Raw genomic sequence first — 13,712 nt, 5'->3', positions numbered from 1 at the left:
CCGTCGGGTGCAACGCGTTCACGTGCGTGGGGTCATCCTTCCTCCGGTCGTACGGCTCCGACCCGCCCACCGCGCACGGGCTCGGGATCAACCGCAACACGCTGGTGCTGGCCACCCTGATCGGGTGCGTCCTGCACGCTGCCACCATCCTGACCGCGAGCATCCTGGCCGACCACTTCGGCGCCAAGCGGATCATGCTGATCGGCGGGGTGCTGCTCGGCGCCTGGGCCTACCCCATGATGCTGATGTTCCGCACCGCCGACCCCACGCTCGCCTCGCTGGCCATGATCATCGGCTTCGCGTTCGGCGGGCTGTTCTTCGGCCCCATGCTGACCCTGTTCGCGCACCTGTTCACCCCGGCGCAGCGGTACTCGGGCAGCGGCATCGGCTACCAGGTCGGCGCGGCGCGGGGCGGCGGCATCTCGCCGCTGATCGCCAACCGGCTCAGCGCCGCGACCGGGTCGCCGCTGTCGGTGTCCGCCTATCTGACCATCATCATGACGCTGAGCATCCTCTGCCTGGCGCTGCTGCCGGACGCGTACCACCCGCGGAAGCAGGTCGCGACGGCGGACTGAGCTGAAGCCGAGGACGGCCGGCCAACACGGATCCCGAGGCCTCGAGGCCGAGCCCGGGGAGCCGCATCCCGGGTAACCCTGGGCTTGGGGGCCGACCGCTCACACCGGCCGGCCCCCATGCTCAGTGCAGGAACACGATGTTGATCGTCCCCGCCGCCCAGGCTGCCAGCAGCGCGATCGCCACCAGCAGCACGGCCCCGATCATCACCCACCAGTCGCCGGGATGCAGGACGGACCGGTGCGACCAGGACCGCTGCTGCGTGCCGCCGAACGCCCGCGCCTCCATCGCCGTGGCCAGCTTGCTGGAGCGCCGGATGGCGCGCACGCACCGCGCGCACGACAGGCCGCGCCGCTGGCTCCGCCGGGTGCGATCGGCGCCCCCCCGCGCCCGGCGGGGGGGCCCCGCGGGCCCGCCCCCCCCACGCTCGGGCGGCCGGCATCGCCCAAGGCGGCACCCGCGGGTGTCAGTGATCCCAACATCGTGGTGCTCACCCCTGGCGTGTACAACTCGGCCTACTTCGAGCACACCCTGCTGGCCCGCACCATGGGTGTGCCGCTGGTCGAGGGACGCGACCTGGTGGCCCGGCACGGATATGTCTACGTGCGCACCACGGACGGCCTGTCCCGTGTCGATGTCATCTACCGACGGGTGGATGACGAATTCCTCGACCCGGTGCAGTTCAATTCCGACTCGGTACTGGGGTGCGCAGGGATGCTGTCGGCCCAGGCGAACGGCAATCTCACCATTGCCAACTGGGTGGGCAACGGAGTGGCCGATGACAAGCTCATCTACTCCTATGTTCCCGATCTGACGCGCTACTACCTGCATGAGGATCCGATCCTGCCGAATGTGCGCACCTGGCGGCTGGACGATCCCGCCCAGCTCGAAGAGGTGGTGGACCGTCTCGACGAACTGGTCATCAAACCGGTGGACGGGTCCGGCGGGAAGGGCATCGTGATCGGGCCACAGTGCTCCAAGTCCGAGATCGACGATGTGCGGGCCAGGGTGCTCACCCGGCCGCGCGGCTGGATCGCCCAGCCCCTCATCCAGCTGTCCACGGTGCCCACCATGGCTGACGGCGAACTCAGCCCCCGTCACGTCGACCTGAGGCCCTTCGTGGTCAATGACGGCAAGGACATGTGGGTGCTGCCGGGCGGCCTCACCAGAGTGGCGCTCAAAAAGGGCGAGTTCATCGTGAACTCATCCCAAGGTGGCGGGTCGAAGGACACCTGGGTGCTCGGTGCCGGGATTCCCAACCCCGTGCCGGAATCCATCCAGGTGCAGGAGACGGAATCTCCCGTACAGCCGGATGTGTCGGCCAATGACGCGGCGGAATCCGACCAGCAACAGCAACAGCAACAGCAACAGCAACAGCAACAGCAACAGCAACAGCAGACGATTGTCCGTTCGGAGGCGCAGACCCGATGATGCTCAGTCGGATCGCGGAATCATTGTTCTGGATCGGCCGCTATGTCGAGCGCGCCTCGGACCAGGCGCGTGTACTCGAGGTGCACCTCGACCTGGGCGCCGGCGCCGGAGGAGCTACTGGGCTCAACTTCGGCGCAACACTGTGCAAGGCGATGGGGGCCCCGCCGGATGCCTGCGAGACCTATCAGAAGGTCTGGGACACCCTCGGGCTCAATCCTGATTCCGCGCTCTCGATCGTCTCCACCTTCGCCAACTGCCGTGAGAGCGCGAGACGCTGCCGGGAGATCCTCTCGACGTCCACCTGGGAGGCCATCAACCGCGCCTGGCGGACCATCCAGTTCGGGAACCTCGATCAGATGCGGCCCCCGGAGGCCTGTCGTGTGGTGCGGGACTTCTCGTCCATGATCGTCGGCACGCTTTCGGACACCATGCCACGCGATCAGGCCTGGTACTTCCTGGCAGCTGGGCGCTTCATCGAACGCGTCGACATGACCAGCCGGATTCTCTACGCCACGGTGGTGGCTCCGGCCCGGCCCGCAACGCACCATGTGCTGCTCCGGGCCTGCGGAGCCCAACAGGCATATGTGGTCAGCCGCGGTCAGGAGGACAGTCTGTCGGCTGCGGTGGACTTCCTGATGCGCGACAGGCTCTTCCCACGATCGGTCGTGCACAGTCTCACCAGCGCCCAGGATTCACTGGCGGCTCTCGACCCGACAGTGCTTCGCACCGGATTCGAGGATGATGCCCAGCGGTTGCTCGGCCGGGCCTGTGCCACCGTCGAGTACTCCGCCAGCCAGGATCCGATGGCCGATCTGGGCGGGCGAACGGCGAGGCTGCTCGATGTGTGCCGACAGGCAACCCAGGCGCTCACGACCCGCTATTTCGAGGGCGCCCTGGTGCCCCAGTGGAACGAGAGATGACAGATGACCACAACGCTGAGAATCGTCCACACGACGGGCTACCGCTACTCCGACCCGGTCAATGACTCCTTCAACGAGATCCGGATGTCGCCCAGCTACTCCCCCGAGCAGCTGATCCGGGAACGTTCGGTGCTCATCACCCCCACTCCCTGGTCGTACAACTTCATCGATTACTGGGGAACCCAGGTGACCGCCTTCGAGCTGCACGAGCCGCATGACCTGATGACAGTGCAGGTCACCACCTCCGTCGATGTCACCCGCACCCCTCCTGCGATCAGCCCAATGCTGCTCACCGAGGTGGGCTCGACCGAGGATCGCTGGAACGAGTACCTCGTGAACAGCCCACTGGTGGATCCCGGTGAGGAGCTGGCGGAGCGCGCAGACCAGATCGCCGCCCACAACAGCACAGTGGACGAGTGCGCACGCGAAGTCGGAGAACTCGTGCACTCCTCATTGGAGTACGTGCCGGGCAGCACCACGGTCAGCTCCACGGCCACCGAGGCCTGGGCCGCTGGAAAGGGTGTCTGCCAGGACTACACGCACCTGATGATCGGGGCCCTGCGTCATCTGGGGATTCCCTGCCGCTATGTCTCCGGATATGTCATGGGGGCCGATGATCCGCAGATCGGCACCGAGCACAAGGGCCAGTCCCACGCCTGGGTGCAGTGGTGGAACGGCTCCTGGGTGGGTTATGACCCCACCAACGATGTCATTCCCGGCGAATACCACGTTCAGGTGGGAATGGGCAGGGACTACCTGGACGTACCGCCGTTGCGCGGTATGTTCCGCGGAAAGGGCGAATCGTCCATGTTCGTCGAAGTGAAGATGACCCGCCTGGCCTGAGCCGGCCACCCGGAAGCTCAGACCTCCGAAGCCAGCGCAGGAGGGCCAAGCCGCACAACGGGTGACCAGTCCCCGGAGGGGCTCCGAAGACCGCGAAAACAGTCCACCCAGGTTGCCTGCCTGCCAATCAACAGCGGCACCTCCGGGGCGCGCGGCCCGTTCCTCAGTAGTCGGTGTCCGGGCCGCCCTTGAAGGTGGACTGGTTCCAGTCCACGATCCGCCAGCGGCCCTTGGAGGGCTCCAGGATCGTCCACGAGCAGTTCTTGATGGGACCGCGCTCGTGAGCCTGGATGTAGTTCAACCCGCACAGCGCCGCGGCGCCCATCCGGATCGAGACGCCGTGGCTGACCACCACCACTGTCTGGCCGGGGTGCGCAGCGGCGATCTCGCGCAGCGCGGCGCACACGCGGGTGCCGACCTCGGTCCTGGTCTCCCCCGTCGACGAGTAGCGACGGTCGACCTTCGAGGTGGCCCTCGGGTCGATGCCGCCTTCCCCGGCGATGTCTTCGAAGGTACGGCCGGCCCATGAGCCGACATCGATCTCCATCAGGCGCTCGTCGGTGGTGACCGCGAGCCCGGTGAGCTCGACGAGAGCATCAGCGGTGGTGGTGGTGCGGCGCAGCGGGGAACTCACGATGGCATCGGGGTTCAGTTTCGCCAGCTCAGGTGCCGCTTCGTGCGCCTGGGTCTCGCCGGTGAAATTCAGCGGCACGTCGGTCTGGCCCTGGAATCGGCTCGCAAGATTCCAGTCGGTCTGGCCATGGCGCCACAGCACCAGGCGCGTCGGTGCAGTCACTTTGCCCCTTCTCCACTCTGTATGTTCAGTTCCACCGGCGGGCAGTCCCGCCACAATCTCTCAAGGCCGTAGGTCATCCGGTCATCGACATGGAAAACATGGACGACCAGGTCGCCGTAGTCCAGCAGCACCCAGCGGTTCGCACCGTGGCCCTCACGGCGATGCGTGTGTTCGTCCACGTCCACCAGGGCATCCTCCACGGCGTCCACAATGGCTCCCACGTGACGCTCGTTGCGTCCGGAGACGATGAGGAAGATGTCGGCGATGGCGAGCTGTTCGCTCACGTCGCGGGCCATGATCTCTTCGGCCATCTTGTCCGACGCGGCTTGCGCGGCGATCCGGGTGATTTCCACGGCGTGTTCGGTGGCAGCCATCAGTGCTTCTCCTCCTGTGCCACGCCCTGAGCACTCATTTCCTCGCCGGTGGGCACGGGATCGGGTTCGAGCACCTCTGACTCGTTCGCGTCGGTGTAGAGGCCCCGCTTTGCGACATACTGGACCACACCGTCCGGCACGAGATACCACAGCGGCAGCCCGTCGAAGACCCGCGTGCGGCACTCGGTGGAGGAGATCGCCAGAGCCGGCACCTCAAGCAGGGTCACCTTGTCAGAGGGCAGATGCGAGAGATCGCTGCGGTGCAGATTGACTCCAGGCCGAGTGACGCCCACGAAATGAGCCAGGTCGAACAGGTCCTCCGCACCGCGCCAGGTGAGGATGGAACGTAAGGCATCGGCACCCGTGATGAAGTACAGATCCAGGTTGCCGCCGCGCTCGGCACGGATGTCGCGCAGCGTGTCCACCGTGTAGGTATTGCCGTCGCGGTCGATGTCGACCCGGCTCACCGTGAACCGTGGATTCGAGGCGGTGGCGATGACCGTCATCAGATAGCGGTCCTCACCCTTGGAGACCCGGCGCCCGGCCTTCTGCCAGGGCACTCCGGTGGGGACGAAGACCACCTCGTCGAGGTCGAACCGCGCGGCCACCTCGGAGGCTGCCACCAGGTGACCGTGGTGAATCGGGTCGAAGGTGCCGCCCATCACGCCCAGCCGGTAGCGCCGCCAGGTGTTGGTGCGAGCCAGGCCGAGATCGAGCCCGGGATGGCCGTCCTGCTGGTGCCCGTGCCCGAGGTTCTGAGTCTGGCCGGTGGACGAGCCGTTGCCCGGTGTGGGCTCAGTCATGGCGCCTCCCTGCTCGGCTGCCTGCAGACGACCACCCGCACGCCACTCTCACGCCCTGACCTGCCCCTCGCCGACCAGCACATACTTCGTCGTGGTCATTTCGACCAGGCCCATCGGCCCGCGGGCGTGCAATTTCTGGGTGGAGATCCCGATCTCGGCCCCGAACCCGAACTGGCCACCATCGACGAATCGGCTCGACGCGTTCACGAGCACCGCAGCAGCGTCGACCGCGGTGGTGAAGCGCTGCTGGTGGGACAGGTCATTGGTGATGATGGTCTCGGAGTGACCGCTGGAATAGCGGGCGATGTGCTCCAGAGCGGCGTCGAGATCGTCCACCACCTTGCATGCGAGGTCCAAGGACAGGTACTCGGTCTCGTACTCGTGCTCGCCGGCGGGCACGATTCGCGAGTCGATCATCACCGAATCCGGATCGCCGTGAACTGTCACGCCGGCGGCGCTCAGCACTTCCAGCGCCTTGGGCAAGAACTCCTCGGCCACGTCGCGGTGCACCAGGAGCGTTTCCAGGGCATTGCACACGCTGGGACGCTGGGTCTTCGCGTTGAAGATCACGCGCAGCGCGATGTCCTGGTCTCCGGTGGCATCGACGAACAGATGACAGTTGCCCACTCCGGTCTCGATGACCGGCACCTGGGAACCCTCGACGACAGCGTGTATCAGGCCAGCGCCGCCACGCGGGATGAGCAGGTCGATCTGACCGCGAGCCCGCATCATCTCCTGGGTGGTCTCGTGGCCACCTTCCACCAGATTGATGGCATCCTCGGGCAGGCTCGCAGTGTCCAGGCCACTGCGCAGCGCCGCGACCACCGCACGATTCGATTCCACCGCGCTGGACGAGCCGCGCAACAGGGTGGCATTTCCCGACTTGAGGCAGATGCCGGCGGCATCTGCGGTGACATTGGGGCGTGCCTCGTAGATGATGCCGATGACCCCGAAGGGTACCCGCAGCTGGTCCACATGGACGCCGTTCGGCAGCTCCCAGCCGCGCACCACCTGGCCCACCGGATCGGCCAGCGTCGCCAGAGCGCGCAGGCCCTCGGCCATGTCTGCGATCCGGTCCTCGGTGAGCCGCAGGCGGTCGACGAGGGATGCCGCAGTGCCCGCCTGCTGGGCGCGCTGCACGTCGTTGGCGTTCGCGGCGATCAACCCATCGGTGGAAGCTTCCAGTGCCTCGGCCATGGCGACCAGGCCGGCGTTCTTGCGCTCCGGCGTCAGTGCCGCGAGCACGCGTGACGCTGCTCGCGCACGGGGGGTGAGCTGTGAAACCTGCACGTCGGCCAGCCTACAATCCGCCGTCTTCAACTCCGTCATGTGTATTCCTCAGATTCCGGTGGTTCGGCACCGCTCACATGCCTGTGTGGTGCATGAGTACCAGCATGTCGCGATGGATGACCTCGCGTTCGTACTCGAGGCCCAATTCAGCGGCCAGCTCAGCCGAATTCCGCCCGAACATCGCGGGCAGCTCCTCGCTGGAGAAGTTCACGATGCCACGCGCGACCACTTCCGCGTCCGGCCCGACCAGTTCGACCGGATCGCCGGCCACGAAATCACCCTCGACCCCAGTCACTCCGGCAGCCAGCAGCGAGGCGTGACCCCTTGTCAGCGCCTTGACGGCACCGGCATCGATGCGAATGCTGCCGCGGGACCGGGAGGCGAAAGCCAGCCACAGCAACCGGCGGGGGCGGCGGTGGTCGATGGGCGCGAAGACAGTTCCACCACCCCGCCCGGCGATGGCGTGCTCGGCATCCCTGGCATTGTCGAGCATCACCGGGATACCCGCGGACGCAGCGATCTGCGCGGCTTGCACCTTGGTGGTCATGCCGCCACTGCCCACCCCGGCACGACCGGCGCGGTGGGTGTCAACCTCCAGCTCGTCGACATCGGGCACGAAGTCGATGCGTTCGGCATCGGGATCGTCGGGGTGAGCGGTGTACAGCGCATCCACATCGGAGAGCAGCACCAGCGCATCGGCGCGCACCAGCTGGGCGACCAGGGCTGCCAGCCGATCGTTGTCGCCGAAGCGGATCTCATGGGTGGCGACGGTGTCATTCTCGTTGACGATGGGCAGCACTCCCATTCGCAGCAGTGTGCCCAGGGTACGCAGCGCATTGCGGTAGTTCGACTGCCTGGTGACATCGTCGACGGTGAGCAGCACCTGCCCCACGCGAATGCCGTGCTGGGCGAAACCCTCTGTGTAGCGCTCCATCAGCAATCCCTGGCCGACAGCGGCGGCGGCCTGCTGATGGGCCAGGTCCCGGGGGCGGCGACTCAGGCCCAGCGGGCGCAGGCCTGCGGCGATCGCTCCCGACGAGATGAGCACGATGTCGCGCCCTGCCTTGTGAGCAGCGGCGAGCGTGGTGACCACATGCTCGAGCCGTTCGTCGTCCAGCCCCTTCGAGGCAGACGACAGCGACGAGGATCCGATCTTGACGACGAGACGGCGGGCCTTCCCGATAGCGGTCCGCACCTGCTCCTCGGTGTTCAGCCGGGGCTCAGTGGTCGTCACCGTCGACCCCCGTGTACTCCTCCAGGTCCTCGGAGGGGTCGTGGACGGTCCACTCCACTTCGACGCCGGAACCGTCATCAGCGTCATCGTCGAGACCCTCGGCACGGATCTTCTCCAGCTCCTCGGCACGCACCTTGCGCCACTCCAGCGTGCGGTCGTCGCCCACCAGTTCATCGCGCTCGGTGTGATACTCCGCATCGCGTTCCCGGCGACGGCGCACCGAGGCGCGGTCCTGGATGAGGCGCTGGTCCTCGCCGCGGCGCGAGAGGAGCTCCGCGCCGATGTCCACCTGGGGCGCGAAGTCGAAGACCACCGGATGCTCACCGGCGCCGATTGCGACCGCATCGTGGGCGACGGCTCCCTGGCGCAGCAGCTCGTCCTCGACGCCGAGCCTGTTGAGCCGATCAGCCAGATAACCCACCGCCTCGGAATTGCTGAAGTCCGTCTGGCGCACCCAGCGCTCCGGCTTCTCACCACGCACCCGCCAGACGAAACCGCCCTCGCCATCGCCCATCCTGCGGATGGTGAAGGAGTCATTCCCGTCCACCGGCTTGGGACGCACCACGATCCGCTTGGGTTCGGCGGCCGGCTCGGCGCCACGTTGGGCGTTGACAAGTGCCGCCATCGCGAAGACCAGCGCGGTCAAGCCTTCAGAGGTCTTCGCCGAGGTCTCGAAGACCTGACAACCGCGCGCCACGAGCTCGTCGCGCACGAGCTCTGCGATGGTCTTGGCATCGGGCACATCGATCTTGTTCAGGGCAACCAGCCGTGGTCTGTCCTCCAGCCCCCCGTGGGCGGCCAGCTCTGCCTCGATGGTGTCGAGATCCGTCAGCGGATCCCGGCCCGGTTCATAGGTTGCGGCATCGATCACGTGCACGATCGCTCGGCAGCGTTCGATGTGACGCAGGAAGTCGTGCCCGAGGCCCCTGCCTTCACTGGCGCCCTCGATGAGACCCGGCACATCGGCAACCGTGAAGGTGGTGTCGCCGGCCTTGACCACGCCCAAATTGGGCACCAGGGTCGTGAAGGGGTAGTCGGCGATCTTCGGTTTCGCAGAACTCATCGCCGCGATCAGGCTGGACTTTCCCGCCGAGGGGAAACCCACCAGCGCGATATCGGCGACAACCTTGAGTTCCAGCTGGATCTCTCGGCCTTCGCCCTCCTCGCCGAGCAGCGCGAACCCGGGGGCCTTGCGGGCCTTCGAGGCGAGTGCCTCATTGCCCAGGCCACCACGGCCACCCTGTGCGACGACCAGCTCCATGGTGTCGCCGGTGAGATCGGCCAACACCTCACCGGTGCCGAAATCGCTGACCACGGTGCCTTCGGGCACCAGTAGCACGATGTCCTCGCCGTTGGACCCGGACTGGTGCTCGCCGCGGCCCTGCTCACCGTTCTCTGCCTTGCGTTCGGAGATCCGGTGGTAGTCGACCAGTGAGTTCACATTGGGGTCGGTACGCAGCACCACCGAGCCCCCGCGGCCACCATTGCCGCCATCGGGGCCGCCGAGGGGTTTGAACTTCTCGCGGTGCACCGAGGCGCATCCATTGCCGCCATCGCCTGCCACGACGCGCAGCCGCACGCGATCAACGAAGCTGGGTATGGCCATGATGTCTTCCTGATCTGCCGAGTTCTCATTCTGGAGTGAGACAGTGCCCGCACCCGGAGTTCCTGGGCTGTCAAACTGCCCGTGTAAAGCACGAGGAGGACCGGCCCACCGGCCGACCCTCCTCGAACAGACTCAACTCCGAACGGACTCGACGCCCTGGGATCAGGCCGTGGCCTCCGCATTGGCCGGCGTCTCGATGTTGACGACACGACGACCGCGCTTCACGCCGAACTGCACGGTGCCCTCGACGAGTGCGAAGAGGGTGTCGTCCTTGCCGCGCCCGACGCCCTCACCGGGGTGGAAGTGCGTGCCGCGCTGGCGGATGAGAATCTCACCGGCGTTGACCTGCTGACCTCCGAAGCGCTTCACGCCGAGGCGCTGAGCGTTGGAGTCGCGACCGTTGCGGGAGCTGGAACCAGCCTTCTTGTGTGCCATGTCTGTCTCCTCAGGCGTTGATTCCGGTGACCTTGACGCGGGTGTAGTGCTGGCGGTGACCCTGCCGGCGCTTGTACCCCGTCTTGTTCTTGAACTTCAGGATGTGGATCTTCGGGCCCTTGGACTCGCCAAGCACCTCGGCAGTCACCGTGGCCTTGCCGAGCACGCTCTTGTCGGTGGTGATCTCCTTGCCGTCCACCACCAGCAGCGGCTCGAGACTCACGCTGCTGCCGACCTCGTCAGCAACCTTGTCGATCTCGACGACGTCGCCCACTGCCACCTTGTGCTGGCGGCCGCCACTGCGCACGATCGCGTACATGACTGACCCACTCCCTGTTTCTGCACCGCTGTCACAGCCGTGCAATTCACTTTCAGTTGCATAGCAGAAGTGGTCCGTGACCTCTTCTGATGTTCGCGGCGATGCAGGACCGCCGATCTTGAAGCATGCAGTGCACGACTTCCTGTCCTCAGGCGTGAACGCCCGTTTCCGGCTGATGCACCGAGGAATGACAATACCGTCTGGCACCCTGGCCGGTCAAACCAGCGACCGGCGCGCAGGGCGACCGCCGGTCATCACTTGCCCGAGTGCGATTTACGGCCGCCCCGGCGGTGACGATCCCCACCATCGGCGGGCGCCTGGGACTTCACGGGCTCGTCATAGCGCACATATCCGCGACCCCCACAGGCCGTGCACGGCTCGGTGAAGGCCTCGGCCAGGCCCGTGCCGATCTTCTTGCGCGTCATCTGCACGAGCCCGAGCGAAGTGACCTCGCTCACCTGGTGACGGGTGCGGTCCCGCTCCAGGCACTCCACCAATCGGCGCAGCAGCAGCTCACGATTGGCCGGCAGCACCATGTCGATGAAGTCGACGACGATGATCCCGCCCAGGTCGCGCAGCCGCATCTGACGCACGATCTCCTCGGCGGCCTCCAGATTGTTCTTGGTCACCGTCTCCTCGAGGTTGCCTCCCGAGCCGATGAACTTGCCCGTGTTGACGTCGATGACATTCATCGCCTCGGTGCGGTCGATGACCAGCGAACCCCCGGAGGGCAGGAAGACCTTGCGCTCCAGCGCCTTGGAGATCTGCTCGTCGACACGGAACTCCGCGAAGGGGTCGCCCTTTTCGGGGTCCCAGCGCTTGAGCCTGGACCGCAGCGAGGGCGCGACATGCTCGACATATCCGTCGAGAGTCTCGTAGGCATCCTCGGGGCCGCCATTCCCTGCAACCACCAGCTCACCGAAATCCTCGGTGAACAGGTCGCGCACGATGCGCAGGGTGAGATCGGGTTCGGCGTAGAGCTGCTGCGGGGCGTTGCCCTGGGCCACCTTCTTCTGGATGACCTCCCACTGCGCCTTGAGCCGCTCGACATCCTGGCTCAGCTCAGCCTCGGTGGCGCCCTCGGCGGCGGTGCGCACGATGACCGATGCAGAATCCTCGACCGCCTCGTTGACGATGTTCTTCAGCCGATGACGCTCTGAATCCGGCAGTTTGCGGGAGATGCCGGACAGATGCCCATCGGGCGAGTACACGACGAAACGCCCTGGCAAGGAGATATGCGCGGTCAGACGAGCACCTTTGGCACCGATCGGATCCTTGGTCACCTGCACGAGCACTGTCTGGCCCGAGGTGAGCGCCGTCTGGATGGTGTGCGGGCCGCTGGGGTTCTCCATGGAGTCCCAATTGACCTCGCCTGCGTAGAGCACGGCATTGCGGCCACGGCCGATGTCGATGAAGGCCGCTTCCATGCTGGGCAGCACGTTCTGCACCTTGCCCAGGTAGATGTTGCCGATCAGCGAGGTCGAGGCCTTGCGGTCGACATAGTGCTCGACGAGCACACCGTCCTCCAGCACCGCGAGCTGGGTGTAGTCGGCGCGCTGACGGATGACCATCTTGCGATCCACCGACTCCCGGCGCGCCAGGAACTCGGCCTCGCTGAGGATCGGCGCGCGCCGCCGGCCTGCTGCGCGACCCTGCTTGCGGCGCTGCCGCTTGGCCTCCAGCCGAGTCGAACCCTCAATGCCGGTGACCTCATCAGCCAGGTTGTGACCCGACTCGTGCACTCGCCCCACGACGGCATCGGAGTTCTCGTCGGACGCACCGTCCTCGGAATGGCGACGGCGACGACGGCGACGGCGATGCTGCGAACCAGATGTCTCGGAGGATTCGGACTGGTCGTTGTCCTCGCCGGAGTCCTCGGCGGTCTTGTCCTCCGAAGACTCCTCGGCACTGTCACCGTTGTCGGTGCTGCGGCGGCGACGACGGCCCCCGCGGCGACGGCGACGCCGATGGGGCGTCTCGGACTCCTCGGCGTCGGAATCTGCCTCGACCTCGGACTTGTCAGTGTCCGGGGTGGGCGCACCGGACACTTCGGTGTCGGTCTCCCCGGTCACCGGCTCGGCGGTTGTTGTGGCCTCGGCCCGGTCATCGTCGTTCGGCTCGCCGTGCTCGGCGCCAGACTTGTCCTGGTCGGAGCCGGGCTTGGACTCACCGGCGATGACTGCCACCAGCGACTCCAGGACCGCGTCCTTGTCGGTGTGCGACTCAGCCTCACCGGTGTTCTCAGCATGGTCCTTGGCCACGCCGCGATGGTGACGGCGGCCGCTGGCCTCGGCGTGCTTCTCGGCCGCGGCGAGTGCGGCACCCAGATCATCGGCGGCTTCCGGCTGGGACTGCGGTGGGCTGGTCTCCTCGGTGGCGTCAGTGCGACGGCGGGAATTCCTGCGCCGACGAGGCCTCGGCTTCTCATCACCCTGGGCCGGCTCCGCCTCGGCGGTGTCACTGCCGGCGGTCTGGTCGTCCACCTCGTCAGACTGTGCCGAGGTCTCGGGCACTTGCGCACCGGCAGGTTCGGACCGCGAGGAGCGCGGCGTCTTCGGCCCAATCTCACGCATCACTGCGGCAATGGCAGCCGCCACGTCGTCCTCCGGCTCGGACTGCTCCTCCTCGGGCGACTCGATGACGTCAACACTGGCCTGATCGACCGGTTCTTGTTCCTGGGGCACCACATCGGGTGTCGGCTGTTCGGAAGACTCGTTCTCAGGCGTCACCATGATGCCCGGCGCCACCGGGGATGCCGGAATCTCGCCGGCCACGGCACTCTTCTCCGCTGCGATCTCTGCCGGTTGCTGCGGTGTTCCCTCGAGTATGGGATGAGCCGTCGGCGCAGGCCCAGCGAGCACCTCGGGTGGCCCGGCCGGACGGGATGCCGCCCTGCGTCCCTTGGGCGGACGGGGCAGGCCGTCGTCCGGGGCAGATGAAGAGGGTGTGGCCGAAGTGGATTCATCGAGCATGTGGTGCTCCTCTTGCACCCGTGCGGGTGCAGGTCAGCCGCGGTTCAGTGCGGCAAAAGCTGGCGGATTCCGCAGCCACCCAGCAGTCCCCCGCGGTCGATCACTCGTCGCGGTGG

Annotated in this window: 14 protein-coding genes; 4 read left to right on the top strand and 10 right to left on the bottom strand. The window is 66.6% G+C overall.

Annotation, left to right across the window (positions count from 1 at the left end; translation table 11 throughout):
* Nucleotides 1–575: MFS transporter (locus ABF648_RS06430; RefSeq protein ID WP_415631470.1), on the top strand; the 575-nt coding region annotated here is incomplete at its 5' end.
* A gap of 121 nt (nucleotides 576–696) precedes the next feature.
* Here the strand turns inward: ABF648_RS06430 and ABF648_RS06425 are convergent.
* Nucleotides 697–900, bottom strand: a complete 204-nt coding sequence (locus ABF648_RS06425; RefSeq protein WP_415631469.1) for a hypothetical protein — start codon at nucleotides 898–900, stop codon at nucleotides 697–699.
* Nucleotides 901–1,056: 156 nt separating this feature from the next.
* Here ABF648_RS06425 and ABF648_RS06420 point away from each other — a divergent pair, with 156 nt between their 5' ends.
* From ABF648_RS06420 to ABF648_RS06410, 3 genes are read left to right on the top strand one after another with little or no spacing between them, the layout of a single operon-like run.
* Nucleotides 1,057–2,004 carry a circularly permuted type 2 ATP-grasp protein gene (locus tag ABF648_RS06420; RefSeq protein WP_415631468.1) on the top strand — a complete coding sequence of 316 codons (948 nt, stop codon included), beginning with the start codon at nucleotides 1,057–1,059 and terminating at the stop codon, nucleotides 2,002–2,004.
* Entirely contained in the window at nucleotides 2,001–2,924 is a 924-nt protein-coding gene (locus ABF648_RS06415) for an alpha-E domain-containing protein (protein WP_415631467.1), read from the top strand. The genes ABF648_RS06420 and ABF648_RS06415 overlap by 4 nt, the downstream gene beginning before the upstream one ends.
* A gap of 3 nt (nucleotides 2,925–2,927) precedes the next feature.
* Complete coding sequence (locus tag ABF648_RS06410; RefSeq protein ID WP_415631466.1) at nucleotides 2,928–3,767, top strand: transglutaminase family protein; 840 nt, start codon at nucleotides 2,928–2,930, stop codon at nucleotides 3,765–3,767.
* Nucleotides 3,768–3,930: 163 nt separating this feature from the next.
* Here the strand turns inward: ABF648_RS06410 and ABF648_RS06405 are convergent, their stop codons facing one another.
* From ABF648_RS06405 to ABF648_RS06365, 9 genes are all read right to left on the bottom strand, one after another.
* The gene (locus tag ABF648_RS06405) at nucleotides 3,931–4,563 is read right to left on the bottom strand and encodes a histidine phosphatase family protein (RefSeq protein WP_415631465.1); all 633 of its coding nucleotides are present in this window, start codon (nucleotides 4,561–4,563) and stop codon (nucleotides 3,931–3,933) included.
* On the bottom strand, nucleotides 4,560–4,937 hold the full coding sequence (gene rsfS / locus ABF648_RS06400) for a ribosome silencing factor (protein ID WP_415631464.1): 378 nt from the start codon (nucleotides 4,935–4,937) through the stop codon (nucleotides 4,560–4,562). The genes ABF648_RS06405 and rsfS overlap by 4 nt, the downstream gene beginning before the upstream one ends.
* The gene (gene nadD / locus ABF648_RS06395; RefSeq protein ID WP_415631463.1) at nucleotides 4,937–5,740 is read right to left on the bottom strand and encodes a nicotinate-nucleotide adenylyltransferase; all 804 of its coding nucleotides are present in this window, start codon (nucleotides 5,738–5,740) and stop codon (nucleotides 4,937–4,939) included. The genes rsfS and nadD overlap by 1 nt, the downstream gene beginning before the upstream one ends.
* Before the next feature lie 48 nt (nucleotides 5,741–5,788).
* The gene (locus ABF648_RS06390) at nucleotides 5,789–7,069 is read right to left on the bottom strand and encodes a glutamate-5-semialdehyde dehydrogenase (protein WP_415631462.1); all 1,281 of its coding nucleotides are present in this window, start codon (nucleotides 7,067–7,069) and stop codon (nucleotides 5,789–5,791) included.
* Between the two features lie 34 nt (nucleotides 7,070–7,103).
* Nucleotides 7,104–8,264 carry a glutamate 5-kinase gene (gene proB, locus ABF648_RS06385; protein ID WP_415631461.1) on the bottom strand — a complete coding sequence of 387 codons (1,161 nt, stop codon included), beginning with the start codon at nucleotides 8,262–8,264 and terminating at the stop codon, nucleotides 7,104–7,106.
* Entirely contained in the window at nucleotides 8,251–9,870 is a 1,620-nt protein-coding gene (obgE, locus tag ABF648_RS06380; protein WP_415631460.1) for a GTPase ObgE, read from the bottom strand. Before obgE ends, proB begins: the two co-directional genes overlap by 14 nt.
* Before the next feature lie 162 nt (nucleotides 9,871–10,032).
* Entirely contained in the window at nucleotides 10,033–10,305 is a 273-nt protein-coding gene (gene rpmA, locus ABF648_RS06375) for a 50S ribosomal protein L27 (protein WP_415631459.1), read from the bottom strand.
* 10 nt (nucleotides 10,306–10,315) lie between these two features.
* Nucleotides 10,316–10,624, bottom strand: coding sequence for a 50S ribosomal protein L21 (gene rplU, locus ABF648_RS06370; RefSeq protein ID WP_415631458.1), 309 nt, complete (start codon nucleotides 10,622–10,624; stop codon nucleotides 10,316–10,318).
* Between the two features lie 254 nt (nucleotides 10,625–10,878).
* On the bottom strand, nucleotides 10,879–13,596 hold the full coding sequence (locus ABF648_RS06365) for an Rne/Rng family ribonuclease (protein WP_415631457.1): 2,718 nt from the start codon (nucleotides 13,594–13,596) through the stop codon (nucleotides 10,879–10,881).
* Nucleotides 13,597–13,712 lie beyond the last annotated feature (116 nt).

This window comes from Propionibacterium sp. (assembly GCF_047719395.1).
Lineage (GTDB): Bacteria > Actinomycetota > Actinomycetes > Propionibacteriales > Propionibacteriaceae > Propionibacterium.
Note: the sequence above shows the minus strand (reverse complement) of the source record. Positions and strands in the feature narration are given on the sequence as shown.